We start from the raw sequence: 25,804 nt of genomic DNA on the forward strand, positions 1-25,804 counted from the left end.
CACTTTCCTTAATGCCCGGCGGGGCAATTGGCGCAACGGTGTTGCTGCTCAAACTGACTAAAGAAATTATTGCCTTTATCATCCACCAGAATGAACGCGGGCAAGTTTTCAACCTCCATCATCCACACAGCTTCCATGCCCAACTCCGGATATTCCAGGCAATGCAGGCTTTTGACATATTCTTGTGCCAGTAACGCCGCCGCACCGCCGATACTTCCCAGATTAAAGCCGCCATGTTTGTGACAGGCATCGGTAACCTGCTGGCTGCGGTTGCCTTTCGATAACATCACCAGACTGCCGCCAGCCGCCTGGAAGGCGTCGACATAACCGTCCATTCGACCGCCCGTGGTGGGTCCAAGAGAACCACAGGCCATATTTTCCGGTGTTTTCGCGGGGCCAGCGTAATAGACAATATGATGTTTCAGGTAATCCGGCATCGGTTCGTCGTTATCCAGTCGTTCTTTTATTTTGGCGTGGGCGATATCACGCGCCACTACGATGGGGCCGCTTAACGACACTCGGGTGCCGATCGGTAAGATGGCGAGATCCTGCATTACCTCACGCAATGGACGATTTAGATCAATCTGTACGTTATGCGTGTGATTGTCTTCCCGCATTGAGGCTGGAATATATTGCCCCGGATTATGTTCGAGTTTTTCCAGCCAGATGCCGTGCTTGTTAATTTTGGCTTTAATATTACGATCGGCGGAACAGGAGAGTGCCATAGCGATTGGGCAGGAGCCGCCGTGGCGCGGTAGACGGATAACACGAATATCATGAGCGAAATATTTGCCACCAAACTGAGCACCAATACCAAATTGTTGGCTGGCGTCGAGCAAGGTTTTTTCCAGCTCAACATCGCGGAAGGCTTGTCCCTGCTCGTTTCCGCTGGTGGGCAGATTATCGTAGTATTTTGTCGACGCTAGTTTGGCGACTTTTAACGCCTGATCGGCAGAAAGTCCCCCGACGACAAAGGCGATGTGGTAGGGCGGACAGGCGGCAGTTCCCAGCGATTTCATTTTTTCGATTAAAAACGCAGTCAGTTTTTCTGGTTGCAGGAGAGATTTAGTTTCCTGGTAAAGCGCAGCTTTATTGGCAGAGCCACCCCCTTTATTGACACACAGAAAATGGTACTCGTCGCCGGGGACGGCGCTGATATCAATCTGCGCCGGAAGATTGGTTTGTGTATTGACTTCGGTATACATATCCAGTGGCGCATTTTGTGAAAAGCGCAGATTATTTTCCTGGAAAGTGGTGTAAATACCCTTGCTTAAGGCTTCGGCGTCATTGCCCCCGGTCCAGATGTGTTGCCCTTTACTGGCGACAATGGTAGCGGTGCCGGTGTCCTGGCAGTTGGGTAATATCCCTTTTGCCGAGACTTCGGCATTGCGCAGTAGCTGCAAGGCCACATATCTGTCATTACTGCTGGCCTGCGGATCGTTCAGAATGCTGGCGACTTGTTGCAGGTGAACGGGACGTAAGAAAAAAGAGGCTTCATAAAATGCCTCCCGGGCAAGCAACGTTAATGCTTCCGGAGCGACTTTTATCACTTCTTCGCCGTCTATTTCCGTTACTGTAATATATTGATCGCTGATTAATTTATATTCCGTTGCGTCTTTATATTGTAAAAACGGTTCTTGCCAGATAAATGGTTTGGACATGATGTGTTCTCACATTGTGGTTATTTTTACCGAATGATAAGGCAGTCTTTTTTCCAGCAGAGATTCGGTATTGACTTAAGTATTTTTTGTTTAATTACGTGTGGTTGTTGTATGATTTTTATGGGAACGTAGGCCACCAGTTATTCCAGTTGTGATAATGCTGGCAGCTTCGTAATCTATTTTATTGATATGTTTAGATAAATGTACCTGACATAAAGAAATCTGTGCAGGTACATTTATGGGATTGATAATCTAAACAGTATTAATTATTAAATGTCAAAATGAATGCTTAATAAAGGTGCGTGCTGCTGCGCACCATAAACATCATTATCGCCCACATTCCCGGAGATAATATCTCGTGGCATGACGATTTTTACTGCATTAGAAGGATCAAACCAGACAATACGATGAATAAAGTCAGGTTCAACATGATATAAGCGCGCAATCAGCTCTGGAGTTAATTGCCCTGATGATTTAACTCGCTCATAGTTTTCTTTCGTTTTAAATAAAATATCTAAAACCAGTTCGTAGGGTCCGGCATTTTTCGAACGAATGACTTGCGCCAGTGAGACAATTGACTGTTTCATGCCTGAACTCCTTCTGGCGTCACCTGTTCAATATGGAAATCAAAGCGCAGTGCGTCGTTGGCTTCAATCAGGTGATAGATAGAAAACTCGTATACGGGTCCGCTCTGGATATCAGAAGGGGAGAACGGGAACGCCAGGTTGCCCGCAGTGGCGATGCGATTTTCATAACCGTAGTGCAGCATAGTGGAGCGCACCAGTGAACAAACACTGTTGGCGATTTCTTGCGTCGGCGCGACTACATCCAGGACGATCCCCAGTTCATGTCCGGCAGTTTCCATGGGCTCGTGGTCGCCCATGACACCATTTTTACCGTACAGGTGGAATGTCATTCGAATGCTGTCATCGGTCAGCGACAGGTTGCGCGTTACGCTGGCTTTGACATCTTCAATGATTTTGTCGATCCCGGCGATCATGATTGGGTCGCGAGTGCCTGCGATGGTCAGGCAGCGGAAGCCCACCTGCCGCGCACCTTCCAGTTTCAGGGCATATGGCGTTTCTTCATGCTTAGAACCGCTGACATAAACTTCACCGTCGTTCACGGCTTTGAAGGTGCAGCCTTTCAGATTCAGAACACCACCCGGTCCCGGCAGGAAGTACGGGTCCGATTTCTCATACAGCGTATGCGCGGCTGCGGATGTTTCGGTGAATTTACGCTGCGGATTGAACGTCTTCAGCGTGAAGCCATTATCGTCGATGATGCCCATCGCACAGTCAGAGCCGGAGCCTGGCGTTGCGGCAATTGCTGCACATTCGAGAATTTTCCCACAGTGCAGCGCCAGCCCTTCGTCAAAGCCTTGCATGATGGGGAGCGCGGCAAAGCAGGCCGGATCATAAGCCCGGCCGCCCAGCACCACCTGTGCGCCTTCTTTCAGCGCCCGCTGGAAGGGCTCGATGCCCATTTGCGCGACGATATAGGTACTTTCGTCAATCGCGTCGTGCGTTAACGGCGGGACAAAATCCAGCGCCGTTATTTTGCCGTTATCCAGTGCCTGGTGGACGATGGCTTTGTCAACGTCCGCCGGGATCAGCGCCATCGAAAACGAAAGTTTTTCCTCTTGCGCTATCTCGTGAATAATTTGACGACACCACTCCAAATGCGGGGCTGCGCCAGAACCACCGGCCGTCCCGATCACCACTGGAATATTATTTTGCACGCCTGCGGTTATCATATAGCGCAGGTCGCGTTTAACTCCCGCGCGGTCGGTAAAGGGCTTACCCGCCCCCAGATAGTGCGGGCCAGGATCGGAAGATCCGGCATCAACGGCGATCAGATCGGGAGCTTCCGCCATCGCTTTGCGGAAGCTCTCTTCAGGGAAGCCGTAACCGAGGATCGCAGTAGGTGATAAGACTTTAAAAGAACGAGCCATCTGTTAATCCTTAGCCAGCATCAGCGCGATAGTACGATTCATTTCGTTGAACACGATGTCGAGGCCTTCGTCAAACCCCATCCCCGGTTTTACCAGCATCCGCATGGGACGCGCGGCAAGAGCTACGTGGACACAAGTTCGGGCGCTAACATCGGTTTCGTTACAGGTGCCACCCTGATAAGCTTCCATTCCGTGGCTGTTGCAGTACAGAACCGCGTCGACGATGTTGTGAATACTGCCCAGATCAGGCGTTTTGATTTGCACCATGTGGCAACTGGCTGCATCAGTGAAATCAACGATATCCTGGTAGGTGTTACACCATTCGTCGGCGACAATTTTCACGCCGGAACCGAGGCGCGTCAGCTCTTTGGTGATGGCAGTCAACAGGCGAATTTGGTCAGGTTTGTTACCGGCATCGACCGGACCTTCAATGTACAGCGGCAGACCTTGTGTTTCTTCTTCCAGGCTGGCGATGTATTGCGCGCAGCGAACGGGATCCATGTCGAAGATCAGACCGATGGTGCCGTATACATCGATGTGCAGCGTAGGGTGGTAGCGAGCGCTGGTGCGTTTGCTCAGAATGCGATCTGACAACCAGCGGATATATTCGCGCAGTTTTTCGCCCTTAAAGCCCAGCTTCTCTTCGACGTTATTAATCAGTGCATGGGGCAGTACGTCGATCCCTTTAAGGATCATCTTATCGACGGCGATATACCGATCGTCGCCGCTCTGACCAAATAAAGGAATGGATTTTGCCACGCGCGGTAGCTGCCATTCATCGCAAACGACTTCAGTTTTCAGACGGCCCGTTGCCAGCGCGGTAGCGTCAAGCAACGCCTGCGATAATCCATAGCGCACGGCGGTATGCAGCAAGTTGCCGTCAATACGCAGCTTGTCGAAAAAACGGGCGTTCGGCACAAACGCATCCACATCGCGGCCTTCCAGTAACGGTTTGATATGGTCATTAAGGAACGGAATAAAATGCTCGGCGAGGAACAGCGGATCGCGACCACCTGCCCCGGAGTACTGTACCGCAGCACAGTCACCAACCGCGACCGCGCCATTTTCCAGAATCAACTGAACTGAAACGCACTCCCCAGCCTGACGTACTGCACTAAAACCAGACGTAACCGGCTCCCCGGTATAAAAAAATCCGTCGTGGCCCGCTCCGTTTTTTATCGCCTGCTGGTCATCGAAATAGAATGAGGAGTAGCCAGCGGTGAACAGGGCCTGTTTTATTTTCATTATGGTCTTCCTATTAATTTACTGTGGGATACAGCATTGATGTCATCAACAACCATCTGGAATGTCGGTTGGCGTCCTTCAAAGCGTGCGCGTTCAGCAACGTAATCGTGGTGAAGGTCGAGAATGTCTTTTGGCAACGGAACGGCGCCTGCTTCCAGCACGCGTATCGCGCCGGTGTTGTCGCGAACCGGAAGAATTTTGCCCGCGTTGCAGGCGGCTGGTGCAAACGGCACATCCAGTACGCCCGCTTCAAATGCCAGCACCGTACCGCGCGCGATATCCCCATTCCCCAGTTCGAACACTTTATTCAGCACGGCGCGAACTTCACTCTTAATCAGCTCAACTTCCAGTTCCACCGCAGGACACGGTGGGAATTTCTGATCGCTAACCATATTGAGCATTTGGCGGGAAGCTTTCAGTCCCTGCACGTTGGCGGCTGCGGTAGGGATGCCCCAGGCTTCATGCGGACTCTTGGTGATCACTTTGGTTGCGCCCGACATTCCGGCAACCGCCGCGCCCCAGGAGATAATCGCGAATGCTTTTGACTCGTCTTCCGGAAAACCGCCCATCCACTGGTGGAACACCGTACTTAATTCGTACTCTGCATAGCCATGATTCTGGAAGTATTCGTGAGCGAGTTCCCGCAGAGACTGGATCGCCGCAATATCTTGCGTCAGGCTTCCGACCTGACCATAACCGACGGTGATAGATTTCACGCCCTGTTCCAGTGCCAGCAAGCCTTCGATTATCGCAATAGAGTGCGAGATAAACGGTGGAATCAAGGTACCTGTAAGCGGGCCAAACGGTTCGCGGTTGATGCGAATTCCGTGCTCTTCATACAGCCCCATTAAACGGTCGCAGTACTGCCAGTCGCGGATCGATTTTTCCAGCGTTACGCGTTTGGCATACGGAATATTGTAGGAAATGCCGCCGCCTTCATAGCTGGTGAAGCCGCTGGCCATTGAGATTTCAGCCAGCAGCCGCGCATCTGGTGTGCCATGGCGGATCTGTAGCGGTTTTTGCAAGGTTTCGGTCAGACGACGGCATGCGGCGACGCCGTGGTTAACCACCGGTAAACCGTTCAGTTTAGAGGTTCCGGCTTCGATGGATTTTTTAATCCCTACCGCGGCTTCTTCGTAACGATTCAGACGGGTATAGGCATCGATGGTGCTCGGTAGCAAATCGCACTCATCTTGCAGTGTTTTCAGTAGTTCGATGTGCTCGTCCATCAACGCCACGCCTGCGCGCGGTTGGCTAAGCGTTTTACCTTCCAGGTCTGCTTTCAGTAGGGCAAGGGAGAAGCGTTTGTGATCAGGAATAGTTTGTTGATATTTAACGCCATCTTCGAAGTTTTCAACATCCTTGCCGGTTTCCCAGGTTTTCAGTACCTGTTGCCGCTCGGTCATGAATTCGTCATGGGTTAATTTCTTATTTCGAAGTTCCATTGATTGCTACCTTAATTGTTATAGGGTTAAGCATTGAATACTGGTACGCGCGGCGGCCTGCGGATCGACTCTGGCGACGTTTGCCAGCAGTGGAAATAGCCCCCGTGAATCGCGGTAATATTCAAATTCGGTCGGTAAGAGAATGCGTTTGCCGTCGTCGTTTAACTCGCGGTATTTCAACCAACGATGAATATCAAACTGGCTGGCGCGCGACAGCCATCCACCGGAACCAACGACTTTGCGCACGGTGGTCAGGTCGCGTCCCATCTGTAAATCGACATTGCCGACGCAGGTGCAGACCTCTTTTTTGGTGCCGGCATGACGTTCAGTGGCGTAACCTACGCACAGCCCGGCCAGCACAGTATCGAAATATTTTTCTTCTGCGTTAGTGGGTAAATGGTCGGGATGTGCAACCAAATGACGGAGATAATGATAAAAAGCGTCCTGCTGCGTGGGGTGCTGAGAAAAGATCACATTAACTAAGTCTTTTGCGCTTTCACCAACCACCATTGCTGAGACGCGCATTCCCAGATCGCCTTCAACGGTCCGTTTTACGAAGGGTTCCGGTACGCCGTGTAAAACGGTGTCGGGTGAGAGATTATTGGCACAGGCAGAATACATATCGGTGGTTGCGCCGCCCATGTCGATCAGCATGAACTCTTTCCAACGGCTATCGACATTACTGATTGCCTTAACCAGTTCAAAAACTGTCCACGGCGTTGGCATTGGCTCTTCGCCCGTTTCATCAACAATGACATCCAGTCCTTTTCCTTTAACAATGCGTTTGAGGAAAATGTCGCAGATGGCCTGTCGCGCGGCGAAAGGGGAGGGATTTTCAAGGTCAGGCAGAACGTTATCGACGATAGTCAGATCTTTATGCCCGAGGATGTCCTGTATATTGTCCTGAATGTCCCTGTTTCCGGCATATATAATGGCGCAATCGAGTTTTGATTCCGCCAGCACACGGGCGTTATTTAGCCCGTAACTCTCTTCTCCGCCGTCGGTGCCGCCAGTGAATAAGAGGATATCGGGTGGTGACTCTTCCAGCGCCTGAATATCACGGCGGTTCAGCTTGTAGGAGTAATGCTGCGCAATTTTAGCGCCAGCAGAGTGAGCGGTTACTTTCGCGGATTCCAGGGTAATAGAAGGCACTAATCCCATTGCGGCAACCGCCAGTCCACCTTTGGCTGAAGAAGAGTACTTCAATGCGACTTCGCCGCTTTTTAACAGGGGGAGGGCGTTATCTACGTTTAACACCTGATTCAGGCTTGAGAAAAAACCATCGGCCAGATGATGCGTGGTGGTTGGGGTCAGAACGTGGTTAACCAGCGTTAACGCGTCCCCCTCCCGGGTAAAGAGGGCAGCTTTGGTCCACGTCGATCCAATATCGACAGAGACGATTTGCATCAGATGGCCTCTTCGAAAATACGTGTTTCAACACCATGACGCTGGTTGATATCGTTGGCCATCAGCTGGCAGACATCTTCTAAGTCATGGCTGGGGGCGAAGACGCGGTCAAAACCCATCTCTTTGAATTTGATTTCCACGTTAGCGAAGTCATGTTTACCCACCACCAGGTTACCGCCTACATAGAGCAGAATGTCGCCCAGCCCACGTTCGATGCAGCGTTCACGCATACCCAGACAGTCGATATCCCCATGCCCATAGATAGAGGAAACTACTATCGCGTCAGCGCCAGTTTCAATGGCAGCATCAATATATTCATCCTGGCTGACCATTACGCCCAGGTTTATGACTCTGAAGTCATGAGAAGTAAAAACGCGATCCAGAACTTTATTGCCAACTGCATGGCAGTCGGCACCAATAACGCCAAGCACTAGTGTTGCTTTCTTCATGGGTAATCCTTTGTAAGACAGAGAGTAAAATAAGTTACACACGTCGTATTTATGGCCGTTTCTGTGGCACATGATTAATAACACTGGAGTGTCTGTGTCCTGTCGTCTGGTTGCAATTGATCTATTTTCAAAATATCTTTCGAAAAATGCTTGTTTATGTGATTGCTTTAAATATGACGGTTATTTCAATGGGTTACGTATATGGTTGTTATTGATTTTAATTTTTCAAATTATATTGATTTAATGTATTGATATATTTGTGATCAACATCTGATTTGCATTTTTTAAGAGGGAACTGGTTATAAAAGTAGTTCATAAAGTTTGGTGCGCATTATTAATGCAATTTACTGCCGTCTTAACATGGAATTGTAACGGTAATGTTTAAAGTAACAAATGGTTAATAACTCATTTGGGGTTGTGCTATTCATTGGACCTAATTAATCACTTCTACTCAAATGATTATTCTTGAGCAGTGGAACGTATTACTTCGAGTGGGCTGGTGTTCAATAACGTCCAGATATAATACCGTTTCATTGTCTCGTCTTGCTGCTGGGTTAATAAAAATAATTTACATATACCAACACAGGATAAACTTAGTTATTGAATCTCATGTTGTTTGATGTTGGGTCACTGAGCCGTTCATTGAATATAAAAAGGGGAAAAATACTTATATCAGATGTAATTTAGCTTAAAAGCTCTCTTTCCCTTCTTCCTGAATTCTACAAATCCATCCTTCAATGTGATTATTAGCAAAGCAACAATAACATTCCGTGGTAAAGGTTGGTGCTCATAAAGACAACAATCAATTAACTTTGATAAAAATATGTTATGTAAAATGACAACAAATTGGCTAATCTAACCAATTAGTCTTATAAAAAGTGGGTAAGGCGGTTCTGTTAAATAAAATACTGGTTTTTTATCTATGCATTTCCATAGTGGTAATTTTACTGCGCTATTTGGTTACAATAAATTAACAATAAAATTACCAATGATCTATAGATTATACATGGTTAACATATCTGGTTGATTTTGATATAAATCAATTTTTAATTCTTGAAAAAAATCTGCAAAACGCGATAAATTGTCGTAGATCAAATTGGTGGGATGGTGACAATTTCACTATAAATTGATCACTGTCGAAAAATGCAAATTTGCTCAATAAAAACCTGTTTATTGTAAGGATTTTGCGGCGTAATATAATTACGGGATCAATTTGGTTTATTCATTAACATATTTGTAACTTTTTTATCATTGTCTTTCCTCTTTTGATGAAATGGCAACGATAGGGGCGAGCAAATAATTTTGTATTGGGGCATGCGTGTGACCCTTTCTAACGGGGTTCACTCTCGGAGTCTTCATGCGATGAGCAAGGAGTCATGATGTTAGATATAGTCGAACTGTCGCGCTTACAGTTTGCCTTGACCGCGATGTACCACTTCCTTTTTGTGCCGCTGACGCTCGGTATGGCGTTCCTGCTGGCCATTATGGAAACGGTCTACGTCCTTTCCGGCAAACAGATTTATAAAGATATGACCAAGTTCTGGGGCAAGTTGTTTGGTATCAACTTTGCTCTGGGTGTGGCAACCGGTCTGACCATGGAGTTCCAGTTCGGGACTAACTGGTCCTACTATTCCCACTATGTAGGGGATATCTTCGGTGCGCCGCTGGCAATCGAAGGTCTGATGGCCTTCTTCCTCGAATCCACCTTTGTAGGTCTGTTCTTCTTCGGTTGGGATCGTCTGGGTAAAGTTCAGCATATGTGTGTCACCTGGCTGGTGGCGCTCGGTTCAAACCTGTCCGCACTGTGGATTCTGGTTGCGAACGGCTGGATGCAAAACCCAATCGCGTCCGATTTCAATTTCGAAACCATGCGTATGGAGATGGTGAGCTTCTCCGAACTGGTGCTTAACCCGGTTGCTCAGGTGAAATTCGTTCACACTGTAGCCTCTGGTTATGTGACTGGCGCGATGTTCATCCTCGGTATCAGCGCATGGTATATGCTGAAAGGCCGTGACTTCGCCTTCGCTAAACGCTCCTTTGCTATCGCTGCAAGCTTCGGTATGGCTGCCGTTCTGTCTGTTATTGTTCTGGGTGATGAATCCGGTTACGAAATGGGCGACGTGCAGAAAACCAAACTGGCTGCAATTGAAGCCGAGTGGGAAACGCAACCTGCGCCTGCTGCCTTTACTCTGTTCGGTATTCCTGATCAGGATGAGCAGACGAACAAATTTGCGATCCAGATCCCTTACGCGCTGGGCATCATTGCAACGCGTTCCGTGGATACGCCAGTGATCGGCCTGAAAGAGCTGATGGTTCAGCATGAAGAACGCATTCGTAACGGGATGAAAGCGTACTCTCTGCTCGAACAACTGCGTTCTGGTTCTACCGACCAGGCGGTTCGTGACCAGTTCAATAGCATGAAGAAAGACCTCGGTTACGGTCTGCTGCTGAAACGCTATACGCCGAACGTGGCTGATGCGACTGAAGCTCAGATTCAACAGGCAACCAAAGACTCCATTCCGCGTGTAGCGCCGCTGTACTTCGCGTTCCGTATCATGGTGGCGTGTGGCTTCCTGCTGCTGGCAATCATTGCGCTCTCCTTCTGGAGTGTCATCCGCAACCGCATTGGCGAGAAAAAATGGCTGCTGCGCGCCGCGCTGTACGGTATTCCGCTGCCGTGGATTGCTGTAGAAGCGGGCTGGTTCGTGGCTGAATATGGCCGCCAACCGTGGGCTATCGGTGAAGTGCTGCCGACAGCTGTGGCGAACTCGTCACTGACCGCAGGCGATCTCATCTTCTCGATGGTGCTGATTTGCGGCCTGTATACCCTGTTCCTGGTGGCAGAATTGTTCTTAATGTTCAAGTTTGCACGCCTCGGCCCAAGCAGCCTGAAAACCGGTCGCTATCACTTTGAGCAGTCCTCCACGACTACTCAGCCGGCACGCTAAGACAGGAGTCGTCAAATGATCGATTATGAAGTATTGCGTTTTATCTGGTGGCTGCTGGTTGGCATTCTGCTGATTGGTTTTGCAGTCACTGACGGTTTCGACATGGGGGTGGGCATGCTCACCCGTTTCCTCGGTCGTAACGACACCGAGCGTCGAATTATGATTAACTCCATCGCACCACACTGGGACGGTAACCAGGTATGGCTGATCACCGCAGGCGGCGCACTGTTTGCTGCCTGGCCGATGGTCTATGCCGCTGCGTTCTCCGGCTTCTATGTGGCGATGATCCTTGTGCTGGCGTCTCTGTTCTTCCGTCCGGTCGGTTTTGATTACCGCTCCAAGATTGAAGAAACCCGCTGGCGTAACATGTGGGACTGGGGCATCTTCATTGGTAGCTTCGTTCCGCCGCTGGTGATTGGTGTGGCGTTCGGTAACCTGTTGCAGGGCGTACCGTTTAACGTTGATGAATATCTGCGTCTGTACTACACCGGTAACTTCTTCCAGCTGCTTAACCCATTCGGCCTGCTGGCAGGTGTGGTAAGCGTAGGGATGATCATTACCCAGGGCGCAACCTATCTGCAGATGCGTACCGTGGGCGAACTGCACCTGCGTACCCGTGCAACGGCACAGGTAGCGGCACTGGTGACGCTGGTCTGCTTCGCACTGGCGGGTGTATGGGTGATGTACGGTATCGATGGTTATGTCGTGAAATCGACAATGGACCATTACGCTGCCTCTAACCCGCTGAATAAAGAAGTGGTTCGTGAAGCTGGCGCATGGCTGGCGAACTTCAACAACACGCCGATTCTGTGGGCTATTCCGGCGCTGGGTGTGGTTCTGCCGCTGCTGACCATCCTGACTGCACGTATGGATAAAGCCGCGTGGGCGTTTGTGTTCTCTTCCCTGACGCTGGCCTGCATTATCCTGACTGCCGGTATCGCGATGTTCCCGTTTGTGATGCCGTCCAGCACCATGATGAATGCAAGTCTGACAATGTGGGATGCAACTTCCAGCCAGCTGACGCTTAACGTCATGACCTGGGTTGCGGTGGTTCTGGTTCCGATCATTCTGCTCTACACCGCCTGGTGTTACTGGAAAATGTTCGGACGTATCACCAAAGAAGATATTGAACGTAACACCCACTCTCTGTACTAAGTAAGGAGCTAAAAATGTGGTATTTCGCATGGATTCTGGGAACGCTTCTTGCCTGTTCGTTTGGGGTAATCACCGCGCTGGCGCTTGAGCACGTCGAATCAGGTAAAGCCGGTCAAGAAGACAGCTGATGAGTAAGGTTATCGCAACTTTGTATGCGGTAATGGACAAGCGCCCCCTGCGGGCGCTTTCCTTCGTGATGGCGCTTCTGTTAGCAGGATGTATGTTTTGGGACCCATCACGTTTTGCCGCGAAGACCAGTGAACTGGAAATCTGGCATGGTTTATTGCTGATGTGGGCCGTCTGTGCTGGCGTAATTCACGGCGTGGGTTTTCGTCCGCAGAAGGTTCTCTGGCAAGGGATTTTTTGCCCACTGCTTGCCGATATCGTTCTCATTGTCGGGCTGATTTTCTTCTTCTTTTAAATCAGAATTCTCTTTAAAAATTTATGGACCTTCAACAGTCCATAAATTTTTACGCTCCCTTAACTTGCCCTCATTCCCAAACCTCAATCGCGCGCGTATAGTAGCAGCGTTTAAAAGTTCTAATTTTTGTTGCATTACTGGGATGTAAAGTGAATACAACGCTGTTTCGATGGCCGGTTCGCGTCTACTATGAAGATACCGATGCCGGTGGTGTGGTGTACCACGCCAGTTACATCGCTTTTTATGAAAGAGCACGCACAGAGATGCTGCGTCATCATCACTTCAGTCAACAGGCTCTGATGGCTGAACGCGTTGCCTTCGTGGTGCGTAAGATGACGGTGGAATATTACGCGCCTGCGCGGCTCGACGATATGCTCGAAATACAGACTGAAATAACATCAATGCGTGGCACCTCTTTGGTTTTCACGCAACGTATTGTCAACGCTGAGAATACTCTGCTGAATGAAGCCGAGGTTCTGATTGTTTGCGTTGACCCACTCAAAATGAAGCCTCGTGCGCTTCCCAAGTCTATTGTCGCGGAGTTTAAGCAGTGACTGACATGAATATCCTTGATTTGTTCCTGAAGGCGAGCCTTCTGGTTAAACTTATCATGTTGATTTTGATTGGTTTTTCAATCGCATCCTGGGCCATTATTATCCAGCGGACCCGTATTCTTAACGCCGCGGCTCGCGAAGCCGAAGCGTTTGAGGATAAATTCTGGTCTGGAATCGAACTTTCTCGCCTCTATCAGGAGAGCCAGGGAAAACGAGATAATCTCTCGGGGTCGGAACAAATCTTTTACAGTGGGTTCAAAGAATTTGTGCGCCTGCATCGTGCTAACAGCCATGCACCGGAAGCCGTAGTGGAAGGCGCGTCGCGCGCGATGCGTATTTCCATGAACCGTGAGCTGGAAAATCTGGAAACGCACATTCCGTTTCTCGGTACGGTAGGTTCCATCAGCCCGTATATCGGTCTGTTCGGTACGGTCTGGGGGATCATGCACGCCTTTATCGCGCTCGGCGCGGTGAAACAGGCGACGCTGCAAATGGTTGCACCGGGTATCGCAGAAGCGTTGATCGCCACGGCTATCGGTCTGTTTGCCGCAATCCCTGCGGTTATGGCTTACAACCGTCTGAACCAGCGCGTCAACAAACTGGAGCTGAACTACGACAACTTTATGGAAGAGTTCACCGCCATTCTGCACCGCCAGGCGTTTACCGTTAGCGAGAGCAACAAGGGGTAAGCCATGGCCAGAGCGCGTGGACGAGGTCGTCGCGATCTCAAGTCCGAAATCAACATTGTACCGTTGCTGGACGTACTGCTGGTGCTGTTGCTGATCTTTATGGCGACAGCGCCCATCATCACCCAGAGCGTGGAGGTCGATCTGCCAGACGCTACTGAATCACAGGCGGTGAGCAGTAACGATAATCCGCCTGTGATTGTTGAAGTGTCTGGTATTGGTCAGTACACCGTGGTGGTTGAGAAAGATCGTCTGGAGCGTTTACCACCAGAGCAGGTGGTGGCGGAAATATCCAGCCGTTTCAAGGCCAACCCGAAAACGGTCTTTCTGATCGGTGGCGCAAAAGATGTGCCTTACGATGAAATAATTAAAGCGCTGAACTTGTTACACAGTGCGGGTGTGAAATCGGTTGGTTTAATGACGCAGCCTATTTAAGCATCTGCGTTTCCCTTGCTTTAAGAGAGCGGGTAACAGGCGAACAGTTTTTGGGAACCGAGAGTGTCAAAGGCAACCGAACAAAACGACAAGCTCAAACGGGCGATAATTATTTCAGCAGTGCTGCATGTCATCTTATTTGCAGCGCTGATCTGGAGTTCGTTCGATGAGAATATAGAAGCTTCAGCCGGAGGCGGCGGTGGTTCGTCCATCGATGCTGTAATGGTTGATTCAGGTGCGGTAGTTGAGCAGTACAAACGTATGCAAAGCCAGGAATCAAGCGCGAAGCGTTCTGAAGAGCAGCGCAAGATGAAGGAACAGCAGGCTGCTGAAGAACTGCGTGAGAAACAAGCGGCTGAACAGGAACGCCTGAAGCAGCTTGAGAAAGAACGGTTAGCTGCTCAGGAACAGAAGAAACAGGCTGAAGAAGCCGCTAAACAGGCCGAGTTAAAGCAGAAGCAAGCGGAAGAGGCAGCAGCGAAAGCGGCGGCAGATGTTAAAGCGAAGGCTGAAGCGGAAGCCAAAGCTGCCGAAGAAGCAGCGAAGAAAGCGGCTGCGGACGCGAAGAAAAAAGCAGAAGCAGAAGCCGCCAAAGCCGCAGCCGAAGCGCAGAAAAAAGCCGAGGCCGAAGCCGCCAAAGCTGCAGCGGCGCTGAAGAAGAAAGCGGAAGCGGCAGAAGCTGCTGCAGCTGAAGCAAGAAAGAAAGCGGCAACTGAAGCTGCTGAAAAAGCGAAGGCCGAAGCTGAGCAGAAAGCGGCTGCTGAAAAGGCGGCTGCAGATAAGAAAGCCGCCGCTGAAAAAGCTGCAGCCGACAAAAAAGCAGCAGAAAAAGCGGCTGCTGAAAAGGCAGCAGCTGATAAGAAAGCAGCGGCAGAAAAAGCCGCCGCAGACAAAAAAGCCGCAGCGGCAAAAGCAGCAGCAGAAAAAGCAGCAGCTGAAAAAGCGGCTGCAGCAAAAACTGCCGCGGAGGCAGATGATATTTTCGGTGAGCTAAGCTCTGGTAAGAATGCACCGAAAACGGGGGGAGGGGCGAAAGGGAACAATGCTTCGCCTGCCGGGAGTGGTAATACTAAAAACAATGGCGCATCAGGCGCAGATATCAATAACTATGCCGGGCAGATTAAATCTGCTATCGAAAGTAAGTTCTATGATGCATCGTCCTATGCAGGTAAAACCTGTACGCTGCGCATAAAATTGGCACCGGATGGCATGTTACTGGATATCAAACCTGAAGGTGGCGATCCCGCTCTTTGTCAGGCTGCGTTGGCAGCAGCTAAACTTGCGAAGATCCCGAAACCTCCAAGCCAGGCAGTATATGAAGTGTTCAAGAACGCACCATTGGACTTCAAACCGTAATCGCGATGTTGGTCGTCACGGCGGTCAACATCAGACATCGGTTGTCGCAGGGTTCTGGTAGTTTTGTGTATTTGAGTTTGTTAACATTCTGCTAAATTATCGTGGGCTATCTGTCCAGATAAGGGAGATATGATGAAGCAGGCATTACGAGTAGCATTTGGTTTTCTCATACTGTGGGCGTCAGTTCTGCATGCTGAAGTCCGCATTGTGATCGACAGTGGTGTTGATTCCGGTCGTCCTATTGGTGTCGTTCCATTCCAGTGGGCGGGTCCAGGTGCGGCACCTGAAGATATTGGCGGCATCGTTGCTGCTGACTTGCGTAACAGCGGTAAATTTAATCCGTTAGATCGCGCTCGTCTGCCTCAACAGCCAGGTAGCGCGCAGGAAGTTCAACCTGCTGCATGGTCTGCGCTGGGCATTGACGCTGTCGTTGTAGGTCAAGTCACTCCGAATCCGGACGGTTCTTACAATGTTGCTTATCAGCTGGTTGATACCGGCGGTGCACCGGGTACTGTGCTTGCTCAGAACTCATACAAAGTAAACAAACAATGGCTGCGTTACGCTGGCCATACCGCCAGTGATGAAGTGTTTGAAAAACTGACCGGCATTAAAGGCGCGTTCCGTACCCGTATTGCCTATGTTGTTCAGACCAATGGTGGCCAGTTCCCGTATGAGTTGCGCGTGTCTGACTATGATGGCTACAACCAGTTTGTGGTTCACCGTTCTCCGCAGCCGCTGATGTCTCCGGCGTGGTCACCGGACGGTTCTAAACTGGCATATGTTACCTTCGAAAGCGGTCGTTCCGCGCTGGTAATCCAGACGCTGGCTAACGGTGCAGTGCGTCAGGTTGCTTCCTTCCCGCGTCACAACGGTGCGCCTGCATTCTCGCCGGACGGCAGCAAACTGGCTTTTGCTCTGTCGAAAACTGGTAGCCTGAATCTGTACGTAATGGATTTAGCCTCTGGTCAAATCCGTCAGGTGACAGATGGTCGCAGCAACAACACCGAACCGACCTGGTTCCCGGACAGTCAAAACCTGGCCTTCACCTCTGACCAGGCCGGTCGTCCGCAGGTTTATAAAGTGAATATCAACGGCGGTGCGCCGCAACGTATTACCTGGGAAGGTTCGCAGAACCAGGATGCGGATGTCAGCAGCGACGGTAAATTTATGGTAATGGTCAGCTCCAATGGTGGGCAGCAGCACATTGCCAAACAAGATCTGGTAACGGGAGGCGTACAAGTTCTGTCCTCAACGTTCCTGGATGAAACGCCAAGTCTGGCACCTAACGGCACTATGGTAATCTACAGCTCTTCTCAGGGGATGGGATCCGTGCTGAATTTGGTTTCTACAGATGGGCGTTTCAAAGCGCGTCTTCCGGCAACTGATGGACAGGTCAAATTTCCTGCCTGGTCGCCGTATCTGTGATAATAATTAATTGAATAGTAAAGGAATCATTGAAATGCAACTGAACAAAGTGCTGAAAGGGCTGATGATTGCTCTGCCTGTTATGGCAATTGCGGCATGTTCTTCCAACAAGAACGCCAGCAATGACGGCAGCGAAGGCATGCTGGGTGCCGGCACTGGCATGGATGCGAACGGCGGAAATGGCAACATGTCTTCCGAAGAGCAGGCTCGTCTGCAAATGCAACAGCTGCAGCAGAACAACATCGTTTACTTCGATCTGGACAAATACGATATCCGTTCTGACTTCGCTCAAATGCTGGATGCACACGCAAACTTCCTGCGTAGCAACCCGTCTTACAAAGTCACCGTAGAAGGTCACGCGGACGAACGTGGTACTCCGGAATACAACATCTCCCTGGGTGAACGTCGTGCGAACGCCGTTAAGATGTACCTGCAGGGTAAAGGCGTTTCTGCAGACCAGATCTCCATCGTTTCTTACGGTAAAGAAAAACCTGCAGTACTGGGTCATGACGAAGCGGCATACTCCAAAAACCGTCGTGCGGTACTGGTTTACTAAGAGAATTGCATGAGCAGTAACTTCAGACATCAACTATTGAGTCTGTCGTTACTGGTTGGTATAGCGGCCCCCTGGGCCGCTTTTGCTCAGGCACCAATCAGTAGTGTCGGCTCAGGCTCGGTCGAAGACCGCGTCACTCAACTTGAGCGTATTTCAAATGCTCACAGCCAGCTTTTGACCCAACTCCAGCAGCAACTCTCTGATAATCAGTCCGATATTGATTCCCTGCGTGGTCAAATTCAGGAAAATCAGTATCAACTGAATCAGGTCGTGGAGCGGCAGAAGCAGATCTTGTTGCAGATCGATAGCCTTAGCAGCGGTGGTGCAGCGGCACAATCAGCCGGCGGCGATCAAAGCGGGGCGGCGGCAACGACGCCAACAGCTGATGCAGGTACTGCGAATGCTGGTGCGCCGGTGAAAAGCGGCGATGCAAACACTGATTACAATGCAGCTATTGCGCTGGTACAGGATAAATCCCGCCAGGATGACGCGATGGTGGCATTTCAGAATTTCATCAAAAATTATCCTGATTCAACTTACCTGCCCAACGCCAATTATTGGCTGGGTCAGTTAAACTACAACAAGGGTAAGAAAGATGATGCGGCGTACTATTTTGCTTCGGTAGTGAAAAACTATCCGAAGTCACCGAAGGCTGCAGATGCGATGTTTAAAGTTGGCGTCATCATGCAGGACAAAGGTGACACCGCGAAAGCAAAAGCCGTGTACCAGCAGGTTATCAGTAAATACCCTGGTACTGATGGTGCTAAACAGGCGCAAAAACGTCTGAACGCCATGTAATGCATAACACGCGACCAGAAGTCGCATTATTTCTGGTCGTGTCGTGCGATTCATAAGCAGTTGAGTGATCTACATCGAAATTTTTGTTGCGCTCAAGTCTGAAATCAGTAATATATGCCGCCGTTGCCACGGGATATCAAACAAACCGAAAGCAACGAAAAAGTGGGTCGTTAGCTCAGTTGGTAGAGCAGTTGACTTTTAATCAATTGGTCGCAGGTTCGAATCCTGCACGACCCACCAATCGCTAAGGTGGAAGCGGTAGTAAAACGTGAAGGATAACGTTGCGTCAGCAACGGCCCGAAGGGCGAGACGAAGTCGAGTCATCCTGCACGACCCACCACTTTAAGTAGTATCCAGCGTAGTATCGGGTGATTAGCTCAGCTGGGAGAGCACCTCCCTTACAAGGAGGGGGTCGGCGGTTCGATCCCGTCATCACCCACCACCGGGTCGTTAGCTCAGTTGGTAGAGCAGTTGACTTTTAATCAATTGGTCGCAGGTTCGAATCCTGCACGACCCACCAGTTTTAACATCGAAGACAGATGTTAAGCGTGTAGGATAACGTTGCGTCAGCAACGGCCCGTAGGGCGAGCGAAGCGAGTCATCCTGCACGACCCACCACTAATTGCGGTGGGTTTGGTGGAAGTAGTTTGTAGTATCCAGCGTAGTATCGGGTGATTAGCTCAGCTGGGAGAGCACCTCCCTTACAAGGAGGGGGTCGGCGGTTCGATCCCGTCATCACCCACCACTCGGGTCGTTAGCTCAGTTGGTAGAGCAGTTGACTTTTAATCAATTGGTCGCAGGTTCGAATCCTGCACGACCCACCAATTTTAACATCAAACTCAGATGTTAAGCGTGAAGGATAACGTTGCGCCAGCAACGGCCCGTAGGGCGAGCGAAGCGAGTCATCCTGCACGACCCACCAATCTTAAAGATTGGATTCGAGTAGAAATCTTTCAGGTAACACCCATATGGGTCGTTAGCTCAGTTGGTAGAGCAGTTGACTTTTAATCAATTGGTCGCAGGTTCGAATCCTGCACGACCCACCATCCTGAATGATTAAGCAGCATAATCCCGCAAGGGGTCGTTAGCTCAGTTGGTAGAGCAGTTGACTTTTAATCAATTGGTCGCAGGTTCGAATCCTGCACGACCCACCAATGTAAAAAGGCGCCCTAAAGGCGCTTTTTTGCTATCTGCGATACTCAAAGATTCGAACCTGCAGCAGGTTCGAGTTGAGCGCAGCGAAACAACGGAGCCGCTTGCGGCGACTGCCCGAAGGGCGAGCGAAGCGAGTCATCCTGCACGACCCACCAATGTAAAAAAGCGCCCTAAAGGCGCTTTTTTGCTATCTGCGATACTCAAAGATTCGAACCTGCAGCAGGTTCGAGTTGAGCGCAGCGAAACAACGGAGCCGCTCGCGGCGACGGCCCGAAGGGCGAGCGAAGCGAGTCATCCTGCACGACCCACCAATGTAAAAAGGCGCCCTAAAGGCGCTTTTTTGCTATTCAGGCATCCCACAATTTCAAGTTGTAAACCTGATGACATAGTCAGAGCTTGCTGTGCAAGCAACTCTACGTCGGTGGAATTAGGCGTAAAATGACGCATCCTGCACATCAGGCGTAATACGTGTGACTTTTCCTCACCATTCGGCTATTTTGTTTAGCATATAAAACAATTGAGGCCGATTGCAGCGGGTTGAACGCTTCATGTCGGTATAAACGTTAAGCCTGTAAAACGAGATGGCCAAATGAGCGTGATGTTTGATCCTGAAACGGCGATATATCCTTTTCCACCGAAGCCAACGCCGTTAAGCATTGATGAAAAAGCGTATTATCGCAAGAAAATAAAACGTCTGCTGAAAGAACGTAATGCGGTGATGGTCGCCCACTACTATACCGATCCCGAAATTCAACAGCTGGCTGAAGAAACCGGTGGCTGTATTTCTGATTCTCTGGAAATGGCCCGCTTCGGTGCAAAGCATCCCGCTTCTACGCTGTTAGTCGCTGGGGTGAGATTTATGGGGGAAACCGCCAAAATTCTCAGCCCGGAAAAAACAATTCTGATGCCAACACTTCAGGCTGAATGTTCACTGGATCTCGGATGTCCGATTGAAGAATTCAACGCATTTTGCGATGCCCATCCCGATCGTACTGTCGTTGTCTACGCCAACACTTCTGCTGCGGTAAAAGCGCGTGCAGATTGGGTGGTAACTTCAAGCATTGCCGTCGAACTCATTGATCATCTGGATAGCTTGGGTGAAAAAATTATCTGGGCACCAGATAAACATCTGGGGCGTTACGTGCAAAAACAGACAGGCGCAGACATCTTATGCTGGCAAGGTGCCTGTATCGTTCATGACGAGTTTAAGACTCAGGCGTTAACCCGCTTACAAAAACAGTACCCTGATGCTGCCATACTGGTGCATCCGGAGTCACCACAAGCTATTGTCGATATGGCCGATGCTGTTGGTTCCACAAGTCAGTTGATTAACGCTGCAAAAACATTGCCGCATCAGCAACTGATTGTGGCGACTGACCGGGGTATTTTCTACAAAATGCAGCAGGCCGTGCCAGATAAAGAATTGCTGGAAGCGCCAACCGCAGGCGAGGGCGCTACCTGTCGAAGTTGCGCTCATTGTCCGTGGATGGCAATGAATGGCCTTCAGGCCATCGCAGAGGCGCTGGAACAGGGAGGAAGCAATCACGAGGTTCATGTTGACGAAAATCTGCGAGAGAGGGCGCTGGTGCCGCTCAACCGCATGCTGGATTTTGCGGCTACACTACGTGGATAACTGACAATAAGGCGTCACGCTACGCATTGGGGGAAAGATGGATTTTTTTAGCACACAGAGCATTCTGGTTCATATACCGATCGGTGCTGGCGGTTACGATCTCTCATTGATCGAAGCGGTGGGGACGATCGCTGGGTTACTGTGTATTGGCCTTGCCAGTCTGGAGAAGATCAGCAACTACTTTTTTGGCCTGATCAACGTTACCCTGTTTGGCATTATTTTCTTTCAGATTCAGCTGTATGCCAGCCTGCTGTTACAGGTGTTTTTCTTTGCCGCTAACATTTATGGCTGGTATGCCTGGTCGCGACAAACCAGTCAACATGAAACCGAGTTGAAAATTCGCTGGTTGCCATTGCCGAAGGCGCTAAGCTGGTTGGCGGTTTGCGTGGTTTCGATTGGTCTGATGACGGTATTTATCAATCCGGTGTTTGCATTTTTGACCCGCGTGGCAGTCACGATTATGCAAGCATTGGGTTTGCAGGTAGTGATGCCAGAATTGCAACCGGACGCCTTCCCATTCTGGGACTCCTGCATGATGGTACTCTCCATCGTGGCAATGATCCTGATGACGCGTAAATACGTCGAAAACTGGTTATTGTGGGTCATCATTAACGTGATTAGCGTGGTGATTTTCGCCTTGCAGGGCGTCTATGCCATGTCGCTGGAGTATCTGATCCTGACCTTTATTGCCCTCAACGGCAGCCGGATGTGGATCAACAGCGCACGCGAAAGAGGTTCACGCGCGCTGTCCCATTAATGGTGATGATGTGAATGGCCAGACACCCCTTCATTCAGGTGGCAGTCTGGCCCATGACAAGGTTGATATTCCATCTGGATGGTGGCGTGCTCAATCTGATAGTGATCCATCAGATAGTGTTGGATCTGATCCAACAACGCGTCGTGATCGTGTGGCGGGATCACCTGCACATGCAGCGTCATCACTGGCTTTTCGCCCACCATCCACACATGTACATGGTGCACATTGCGGACTTCCGGGATTTCCCGGCACATGCGGCGTTTCATTTCAGCAATATCCAGCGAAACGGGCGCACCTTCAAGTAATTCATTCACGCTGTCTTTCAATAATCGCCACGCGCTGCGTAGAACCAGAAGCGACACGAGTATCGAGAGAATGGGGTCCGCAGGTGTCCAGCCGGTCCAGATAATTATCAACGCGGCGACGATAGCGCCAACGGAACCCAGCAGGTCCCCGAGCACATGCAGTGCCGCTGCTCGCACGTTGAGGTTTTTCTCTTCACTACCGTGATGAAGTAACCAGAAAGAAAGTATATTTGCCAGCAATCCCGCCACGGCAATCGCCATCATCATACCGCCTTCAACCGGACGCGGCGTGCGGAAACGTTCTATCGCCTCCCAGACAATCAAAATCGTAATCACCACCAGGGCGATGGCATTCACAAACGCCGCGAGCGTGGTCAATCTTAGCCAACCGAAAGTGTGGCGAATGGTGGGAGGACGACGTGAAAATTGCACTGCTAGTAGGGCGAAAAGCAGGGCGGCAGTATCGGTCAACATATGTCCGGCATCAGCCAGCAATGCCAGAGAACCGGAAAGAAAACCGCCAATGACTTCTACCAGCATAAACCCGGCAGTTACGCCGAAAGCATACAACAAGCGACGAGCATTATTATCTTCTGGTAGGTGTGGGGAAGTGTGTGAGTGTGAGTGCGCCATGACGAGTCATCCCTTAATTTATCTCACTTAACTTTATGACATCATACTTCTTTTAGAAGGGAAAAATTAAAAAGGAGAGCCTCCGCTCTCCCATTATCAGCCATATATCCTGGCTTACTGCGTAGTACCGTCGGTTTTGGTATCGACATCATTGTTGATGCCATCACCGGTTTGTACCTTTTTATTGATGTCCGGGCAGCGACCATCTTTGCACATGGTGTTTTTGTGCTCTTCATCTTTGGTCATGCCGTCATTATTCATGGATGAACCATTCGGGTGCAGCATCGTCTCGCCCGAGTTGGTATTAACCCCGTTATTGTCGACGTTATTTGGTGCGACATTTTCACGAGCGTCCGGGGCAACCTGGCCCGCATCTGCCGCGGCGTTTGCCTGGCCGTTATTGGTTTGCGCTCCGCTATCGGCAGCCAGAGCAGCGCCGCTGGCAAGGCTTAGAGTGGCAGTCAAAAATAGTGTGGCCAGTTTTGTCATTTTCATAGGATGCTCCTGTTATGGGCGTTATGTCGGATAACCTCTTCCAACAGTGCATTTGCAGGTGAATATCAGGCAATGGTTGAAGATTTCAGCCAGAAGAAGAGATCCAGCAGAGAATCTTGAAAAAATTAATAAACAAAGAAGTTACAGTTAGAAATTGTAGGAGAGATCTCGTTTTTCGCGACAATCTGGCGTATTTCTTACCGATTCCAGGATTATTCCGTCCATAGTGTAAAACCCCGTTTACACATTCTGACGGAAGATATAGATTGGAAGGATTGCATTCACCAAGATAAGTATGGCAACACTGGAACAGACATGAATTATCAGAACGACGATTTACGCATCAAAGAAATCAAAGAGTTACTTCCTCCTGTCGCACTGTTGGAAAAATTCCCCGCTACTGAAAATGCCGCGAATACGGTTGCCCATGCCCGAAAAGCGATCCATAAGATCCTGAAAGGTAATGATGATCGCCTGTTAGTGGTGATTGGTCCGTGCTCAATTCATGATCCTGTCGCGGCTAAAGAGTATGCCACTCGCTTGCTGGCGCTGCGTGAAGAGCTAAAAGACGACCTGGAAATCGTAATGCGCGTTTATTTTGAAAAGCCACGCACCACGGTGGGCTGGAAAGGGCTGATTAACGATCCGCATATGGACAACAGCTTCCAGATCAACGACGGTTTGCGAATTGCCCGTAAATTGCTGCTCGATATTAACGACAGCGGTCTGCCAGCGGCGGGCGAATTTCTCGACATGATCACCCCTCAGTATCTCGCTGACCTGATGAGCTGGGGCGCAATTGGGGCGCGAACAACCGAATCGCAGGTGCATCGCGAACTGGCGTCTGGTCTTTCTTGCCCGGTAGGTTTCAAAAATGGCACAGACGGTACGATTAAAGTGGCTATCGATGCCATTAATGCCGCCGGTGCGCCGCACTGCTTCCTTTCAGTGACCAAATGGGGTCATTCGGCGATTGTGAATACCAGCGGTAACGGCGATTGCCATATCATTCTGCGCGGCGGTAAAGAGCCTAATTACAGTGCAAAACACGTTGCTGAAGTGAAAGAAGGGCTGAACAAAGCAGGCCTGCCAGCACAGGTGATGATCGATTTCAGCCATGCTAACTCGTCCAAACAATTCAAAAAGCAGATGGATGTTTGTGCTGACGTTTGCCAGCAGATTGCCGGTGGCGAAAAGGCCATTATTGGCGTGATGGTGGAAAGTCATTTGGTAGAAGGCAATCAGAGTCTGGAGAGCGGGGAGCCGCTGGCTTATGGCAAGAGTATCACTGATGCCTGCATTGGCTGGGACGATACCGATGCTCTGTTACGTCAACTGGCAAATGCAGTAAAAGCGCGTCGTGGATAATTTATAGTCAAATCGCCATGACTGTATGTTTGTAGGTCTGATAAGACGCGTAGCGTCGCATCAGGCAATGTGCTCCATTGTTAGCAACGACAAACAAAAAAGCCGACTCACTTGCAGTCGGCTTTCTCATTATTAAACGAATGACGTTTACTTCGCTTTACCCTGGTTAGCAACCGCCGCTGCTTTCGCCGCGATCTCGTCAGCATTACCCAGATAATAACGTTTCAGCGGTTTGAAGTTCTCGTCGAACTCATACACCAGCGGCACGCCAGTCGGGATATTCAGCTCAAGAATCTCTTCTTCGCTCATGTTATCGAGATATTTCACCAGCGCACGCAGAGAGTTACCGTGTGCAGCGATGATTACGCGCTCACCGCTCTTCATACGCGGCAGAATGGTTTCATTCCAGTAAGGGATCACGCGGTCAATGGTCAGCGCCAGGCTTTCCGTCAGCGGCAGTTCTTTCTCGCTCAGTTTCGCGTAACGGGGATCGTGACCCGGATAACGCTCATCATCTTTAGTCAGTTCCGGCGGAGTCACCGCAAAACCACGACGCCATTGTTTCACCTGCTCGTCGCCATACTTTTCGGCGGTTTCTGCTTTGTTCAGACCCTGCAACGCACCGTAGTGACGTTCGTTCAGTTTCCAGGATTTCTCAACGGGCAGCCATGCCTGATCCAGTTCGTCCAGCACATTCCACAGGGTATGGATAGCGCGTTTCAGCACAGAGGTGTAAGCAAAGTCAAAGCTGTAACCTTCCTCTTTCAGCAGCTTACCTGCTGCTTTTGCTTCGCTTACGCCTTTCTCAGACAGATCCACGTCGTACCAACCGGTGAAACGGTTTTCTTTGTTCCACTGACTTTCGCCATGACGAACCAGAACCAGCTTAGTTACAGCCATATACTTACTCCTCAAATCATCTTTTAATGATAATAATTCTCATTATATTGCCGTGACGAAGCA

The 25,804-nt window shown here is 50.0% G+C and carries 24 protein-coding genes, 7 tRNA genes and 2 other RNA genes; 23 read left to right on the forward strand and 10 right to left on the reverse strand.

Annotated features, from left to right (window positions below):
* Nucleotides 1–8: 8 nt before the first annotated feature.
* The 7 genes from AACS80_RS00180 to glmS all read right to left on the reverse strand — a co-directional run bounded on the left by AACS80_RS00180 (nt 9) and on the right by glmS (nt 8,161).
* Nucleotides 9–1,661, reverse strand: a complete 1,653-nt coding sequence (locus tag AACS80_RS00180) for a class I fumarate hydratase (protein WP_135409717.1) — start codon at nt 1,659–1,661, stop codon at nt 9–11.
* Between the two features lie 269 nt (nt 1,662–1,930).
* Nucleotides 1,931–2,248 (reverse strand): DUF4387 domain-containing protein, encoded by a 318-nt coding sequence (locus AACS80_RS00185; RefSeq protein WP_130214960.1) that lies wholly within the window; start codon nt 2,246–2,248, stop codon nt 1,931–1,933.
* The gene (locus AACS80_RS00190; protein ID WP_135409718.1) at nt 2,245–3,615 is read right to left on the reverse strand and encodes an acyclic terpene utilization AtuA family protein; all 1,371 of its coding nucleotides are present in this window, start codon (nt 3,613–3,615) and stop codon (nt 2,245–2,247) included. The genes AACS80_RS00185 and AACS80_RS00190 overlap by 4 nt, the downstream gene beginning before the upstream one ends.
* Nucleotides 3,616–3,618: 3 nt before the next feature.
* Complete coding sequence (locus AACS80_RS00195; RefSeq protein WP_130209898.1) at nt 3,619–4,860, reverse strand: methylaspartate ammonia-lyase; 1,242 nt, start codon at nt 4,858–4,860, stop codon at nt 3,619–3,621.
* The gene (locus AACS80_RS00200; RefSeq protein ID WP_130209900.1) at nt 4,860–6,305 is read right to left on the reverse strand and encodes a methylaspartate mutase subunit E; all 1,446 of its coding nucleotides are present in this window, start codon (nt 6,303–6,305) and stop codon (nt 4,860–4,862) included. The genes AACS80_RS00195 and AACS80_RS00200 overlap by 1 nt, the downstream gene beginning before the upstream one ends.
* 18 nt (nt 6,306–6,323) lie before the next feature.
* Nucleotides 6,324–7,712, reverse strand: coding sequence for a methylaspartate mutase accessory protein GlmL (gene glmL / locus AACS80_RS00205; RefSeq protein WP_131161677.1), 1,389 nt, complete (start codon nt 7,710–7,712; stop codon nt 6,324–6,326).
* Nucleotides 7,712–8,161 (reverse strand): methylaspartate mutase subunit S, encoded by a 450-nt coding sequence (gene glmS / locus AACS80_RS00210; protein WP_138183608.1) that lies wholly within the window; start codon nt 8,159–8,161, stop codon nt 7,712–7,714. Before glmS ends, glmL begins: the two co-directional genes overlap by 1 nt.
* A gap of 1,379 nt (nt 8,162–9,540) precedes the next feature.
* On the opposite strand from glmS, the gene cydA reads away from it, so the two are divergent.
* The 22 genes from cydA to pnuC all read left to right on the forward strand — a co-directional run bounded on the left by cydA (nt 9,541) and on the right by pnuC (nt 22,040).
* Complete coding sequence (gene cydA / locus AACS80_RS00215; protein ID WP_010331061.1) at nt 9,541–11,109, forward strand: cytochrome ubiquinol oxidase subunit I; 1,569 nt, start codon at nt 9,541–9,543, stop codon at nt 11,107–11,109.
* 15 nt (nt 11,110–11,124) lie between these two features.
* On the forward strand, nt 11,125–12,264 hold the full coding sequence (gene cydB / locus AACS80_RS00220; RefSeq protein ID WP_135404561.1) for a cytochrome d ubiquinol oxidase subunit II: 1,140 nt from the start codon (nt 11,125–11,127) through the stop codon (nt 12,262–12,264).
* Nucleotides 12,265–12,278: 14 nt separating this feature from the next.
* Complete coding sequence (gene cydX, locus AACS80_RS00225) at nt 12,279–12,392, forward strand: cytochrome bd-I oxidase subunit CydX (RefSeq protein WP_000270283.1); 114 nt, start codon at nt 12,279–12,281, stop codon at nt 12,390–12,392.
* Nucleotides 12,392–12,685 carry a cyd operon protein YbgE gene (gene ybgE, locus AACS80_RS00230; RefSeq protein WP_063096546.1) on the forward strand — a complete coding sequence of 98 codons (294 nt, stop codon included), beginning with the start codon at nt 12,392–12,394 and terminating at the stop codon, nt 12,683–12,685. Before cydX ends, ybgE begins: the two co-directional genes overlap by 1 nt.
* A 149-nt stretch (nt 12,686–12,834) precedes the next feature.
* Nucleotides 12,835–13,239 (forward strand): tol-pal system-associated acyl-CoA thioesterase, encoded by a 405-nt coding sequence (gene ybgC, locus AACS80_RS00235; protein ID WP_001098372.1) that lies wholly within the window; start codon nt 12,835–12,837, stop codon nt 13,237–13,239.
* Nucleotides 13,236–13,928, forward strand: a complete 693-nt coding sequence (gene tolQ / locus AACS80_RS00240; protein ID WP_000131310.1) for a Tol-Pal system protein TolQ — start codon at nt 13,236–13,238, stop codon at nt 13,926–13,928. The genes ybgC and tolQ overlap by 4 nt, the downstream gene beginning before the upstream one ends.
* A 3-nt stretch (nt 13,929–13,931) precedes the next feature.
* Nucleotides 13,932–14,360 carry a colicin uptake protein TolR gene (tolR, locus tag AACS80_RS00245; protein ID WP_000090096.1) on the forward strand — a complete coding sequence of 143 codons (429 nt, stop codon included), beginning with the start codon at nt 13,932–13,934 and terminating at the stop codon, nt 14,358–14,360.
* Nucleotides 14,361–14,423: 63 nt separating this feature from the next.
* Nucleotides 14,424–15,716, forward strand: a complete 1,293-nt coding sequence (gene tolA / locus AACS80_RS00250) for a cell envelope integrity protein TolA (RefSeq protein WP_135409719.1) — start codon at nt 14,424–14,426, stop codon at nt 15,714–15,716.
* A gap of 132 nt (nt 15,717–15,848) precedes the next feature.
* On the forward strand, nt 15,849–17,141 hold the full coding sequence (tolB, locus tag AACS80_RS00255; RefSeq protein ID WP_010352214.1) for a Tol-Pal system beta propeller repeat protein TolB: 1,293 nt from the start codon (nt 15,849–15,851) through the stop codon (nt 17,139–17,141).
* A 34-nt stretch (nt 17,142–17,175) separates the two neighbouring features.
* The gene (gene pal, locus AACS80_RS00260; RefSeq protein WP_001295306.1) at nt 17,176–17,697 is read left to right on the forward strand and encodes a peptidoglycan-associated lipoprotein Pal; all 522 of its coding nucleotides are present in this window, start codon (nt 17,176–17,178) and stop codon (nt 17,695–17,697) included.
* 9 nt (nt 17,698–17,706) lie between these two features.
* The gene (cpoB, locus tag AACS80_RS00265) at nt 17,707–18,495 is read left to right on the forward strand and encodes a cell division protein CpoB (RefSeq protein ID WP_130209908.1); all 789 of its coding nucleotides are present in this window, start codon (nt 17,707–17,709) and stop codon (nt 18,493–18,495) included.
* A gap of 164 nt (nt 18,496–18,659) precedes the next feature.
* A tRNA-Lys gene (locus tag AACS80_RS00270) sits at nt 18,660–18,735 on the forward strand.
* 126 nt (nt 18,736–18,861) lie between these two features.
* Nucleotides 18,862–18,937 (forward strand) — tRNA-Val (locus tag AACS80_RS00275).
* Between the two features lie 2 nt (nt 18,938–18,939).
* A tRNA-Lys gene (locus tag AACS80_RS00280) sits at nt 18,940–19,015 on the forward strand.
* Nucleotides 19,016–19,164: 149 nt separating this feature from the next.
* Nucleotides 19,165–19,240: transfer RNA gene (locus AACS80_RS00285), tRNA-Val, on the forward strand.
* Nucleotides 19,241–19,243: 3 nt separating this feature from the next.
* Nucleotides 19,244–19,319, forward strand: a tRNA-Lys gene (locus tag AACS80_RS00290).
* Nucleotides 19,320–19,465: 146 nt separating this feature from the next.
* Nucleotides 19,466–19,541 (forward strand) — tRNA-Lys (locus AACS80_RS00295).
* 32 nt (nt 19,542–19,573) lie between these two features.
* Nucleotides 19,574–19,649, forward strand: a tRNA-Lys gene (locus tag AACS80_RS00300).
* 30 nt (nt 19,650–19,679) lie between these two features.
* Nucleotides 19,680–19,805: non-coding RNA, RtT sRNA (locus AACS80_RS00305), on the forward strand.
* A gap of 30 nt (nt 19,806–19,835) precedes the next feature.
* Nucleotides 19,836–19,961, forward strand: a non-coding RNA gene (locus AACS80_RS00310) — RtT sRNA.
* Nucleotides 19,962–20,239: 278 nt separating this feature from the next.
* Nucleotides 20,240–21,283 carry a quinolinate synthase NadA gene (nadA, locus tag AACS80_RS00315; protein ID WP_131161680.1) on the forward strand — a complete coding sequence of 348 codons (1,044 nt, stop codon included), beginning with the start codon at nt 20,240–20,242 and terminating at the stop codon, nt 21,281–21,283.
* A 37-nt stretch (nt 21,284–21,320) separates the two neighbouring features.
* The gene (pnuC, locus tag AACS80_RS00320; protein ID WP_135409720.1) at nt 21,321–22,040 is read left to right on the forward strand and encodes a nicotinamide riboside transporter PnuC; all 720 of its coding nucleotides are present in this window, start codon (nt 21,321–21,323) and stop codon (nt 22,038–22,040) included.
* Here the strand turns inward: pnuC and zitB are convergent.
* Together zitB and AACS80_RS00330 are read right to left on the reverse strand one after the other, a co-directional pair.
* Nucleotides 22,037–22,978, reverse strand: a complete 942-nt coding sequence (gene zitB, locus AACS80_RS00325; RefSeq protein ID WP_130259796.1) for a CDF family zinc transporter ZitB — start codon at nt 22,976–22,978, stop codon at nt 22,037–22,039. The two genes, pnuC and zitB, sit on opposite strands and share 4 nt — an antisense overlap.
* Before the next feature lie 114 nt (nt 22,979–23,092).
* A complete protein-coding gene (locus AACS80_RS00330) occupies nt 23,093–23,473 on the reverse strand; it encodes a YbgS-like family protein (RefSeq protein WP_135409721.1) in 381 nt (126 codons plus the stop codon).
* Nucleotides 23,474–23,788: 315 nt separating this feature from the next.
* Here AACS80_RS00330 and aroG point away from each other — a divergent pair, with 315 nt between their 5' ends.
* Nucleotides 23,789–24,841: a 3-deoxy-7-phosphoheptulonate synthase AroG gene (gene aroG / locus AACS80_RS00335; protein ID WP_130209918.1), complete on the forward strand. Its 1,053-nt coding sequence runs from the start codon at nt 23,789–23,791 to the stop codon at nt 24,839–24,841.
* 147 nt (nt 24,842–24,988) lie between these two features.
* On the opposite strand, the gene gpmA is transcribed toward aroG, so the two are convergent.
* Nucleotides 24,989–25,741, reverse strand: a complete 753-nt coding sequence (gpmA, locus tag AACS80_RS00340) for a 2,3-diphosphoglycerate-dependent phosphoglycerate mutase (protein ID WP_001295305.1) — start codon at nt 25,739–25,741, stop codon at nt 24,989–24,991.
* Between the last annotated feature and the right edge of the window lie 63 nt (nt 25,742–25,804).

Origin of the sequence: Escherichia sp. E4385, assembly GCF_963883145.1 — a bacterium.
GTDB lineage: Bacteria > Pseudomonadota > Gammaproteobacteria > Enterobacterales > Enterobacteriaceae > Escherichia.

Bases quoted from the DNA above. Each gene is read 5' to 3' on its own strand.
- AACS80_RS00180 (WP_135409717.1), bottom strand. From the start codon at position 1,661: ATGTCCAAACCATTTATCTGGCAAGAACCGTTTTTACAATATAAAGAC.
- cydA (WP_010331061.1), top strand. From the start codon at position 9,541: ATGTTAGATATAGTCGAACTGTCGCGCTTACAGTTTGCCTTGACCGCG.
- cpoB (WP_130209908.1), top strand. From the start codon at position 17,707: ATGAGCAGTAACTTCAGACATCAACTATTGAGTCTGTCGTTACTGGTT.
- tolB (WP_010352214.1), top strand. From the start codon at position 15,849: ATGAAGCAGGCATTACGAGTAGCATTTGGTTTTCTCATACTGTGGGCG.
- glmS (WP_138183608.1), bottom strand. From the start codon at position 8,161: ATGAAGAAAGCAACACTAGTGCTTGGCGTTATTGGTGCCGACTGCCAT.
- gpmA (WP_001295305.1), bottom strand. From the start codon at position 25,741: ATGGCTGTAACTAAGCTGGTTCTGGTTCGTCATGGCGAAAGTCAGTGG.
- pal (WP_001295306.1), top strand. From the start codon at position 17,176: ATGCAACTGAACAAAGTGCTGAAAGGGCTGATGATTGCTCTGCCTGTT.
- AACS80_RS00190 (WP_135409718.1), bottom strand. From the start codon at position 3,615: ATGGCTCGTTCTTTTAAAGTCTTATCACCTACTGCGATCCTCGGTTAC.
- cydX (WP_000270283.1), top strand. From the start codon at position 12,279: ATGTGGTATTTCGCATGGATTCTGGGAACGCTTCTTGCCTGTTCGTTT.
- glmL (WP_131161677.1), bottom strand. From the start codon at position 7,712: ATGCAAATCGTCTCTGTCGATATTGGATCGACGTGGACCAAAGCTGCC.
- AACS80_RS00330 (WP_135409721.1), bottom strand. From the start codon at position 23,473: ATGAAAATGACAAAACTGGCCACACTATTTTTGACTGCCACTCTAAGC.
- tolR (WP_000090096.1), top strand. From the start codon at position 13,932: ATGGCCAGAGCGCGTGGACGAGGTCGTCGCGATCTCAAGTCCGAAATC.
- nadA (WP_131161680.1), top strand. From the start codon at position 20,240: ATGAGCGTGATGTTTGATCCTGAAACGGCGATATATCCTTTTCCACCG.
- ybgE (WP_063096546.1), top strand. From the start codon at position 12,392: ATGAGTAAGGTTATCGCAACTTTGTATGCGGTAATGGACAAGCGCCCC.
- AACS80_RS00185 (WP_130214960.1), bottom strand. From the start codon at position 2,248: ATGAAACAGTCAATTGTCTCACTGGCGCAAGTCATTCGTTCGAAAAAT.
- zitB (WP_130259796.1), bottom strand. From the start codon at position 22,978: ATGGCGCACTCACACTCACACACTTCCCCACACCTACCAGAAGATAAT.
- pnuC (WP_135409720.1), top strand. From the start codon at position 21,321: ATGGATTTTTTTAGCACACAGAGCATTCTGGTTCATATACCGATCGGT.
- AACS80_RS00200 (WP_130209900.1), bottom strand. From the start codon at position 6,305: ATGGAACTTCGAAATAAGAAATTAACCCATGACGAATTCATGACCGAG.
- AACS80_RS00195 (WP_130209898.1), bottom strand. From the start codon at position 4,860: ATGAAAATAAAACAGGCCCTGTTCACCGCTGGCTACTCCTCATTCTAT.
- aroG (WP_130209918.1), top strand. From the start codon at position 23,789: ATGAATTATCAGAACGACGATTTACGCATCAAAGAAATCAAAGAGTTA.
- cydB (WP_135404561.1), top strand. From the start codon at position 11,125: ATGATCGATTATGAAGTATTGCGTTTTATCTGGTGGCTGCTGGTTGGC.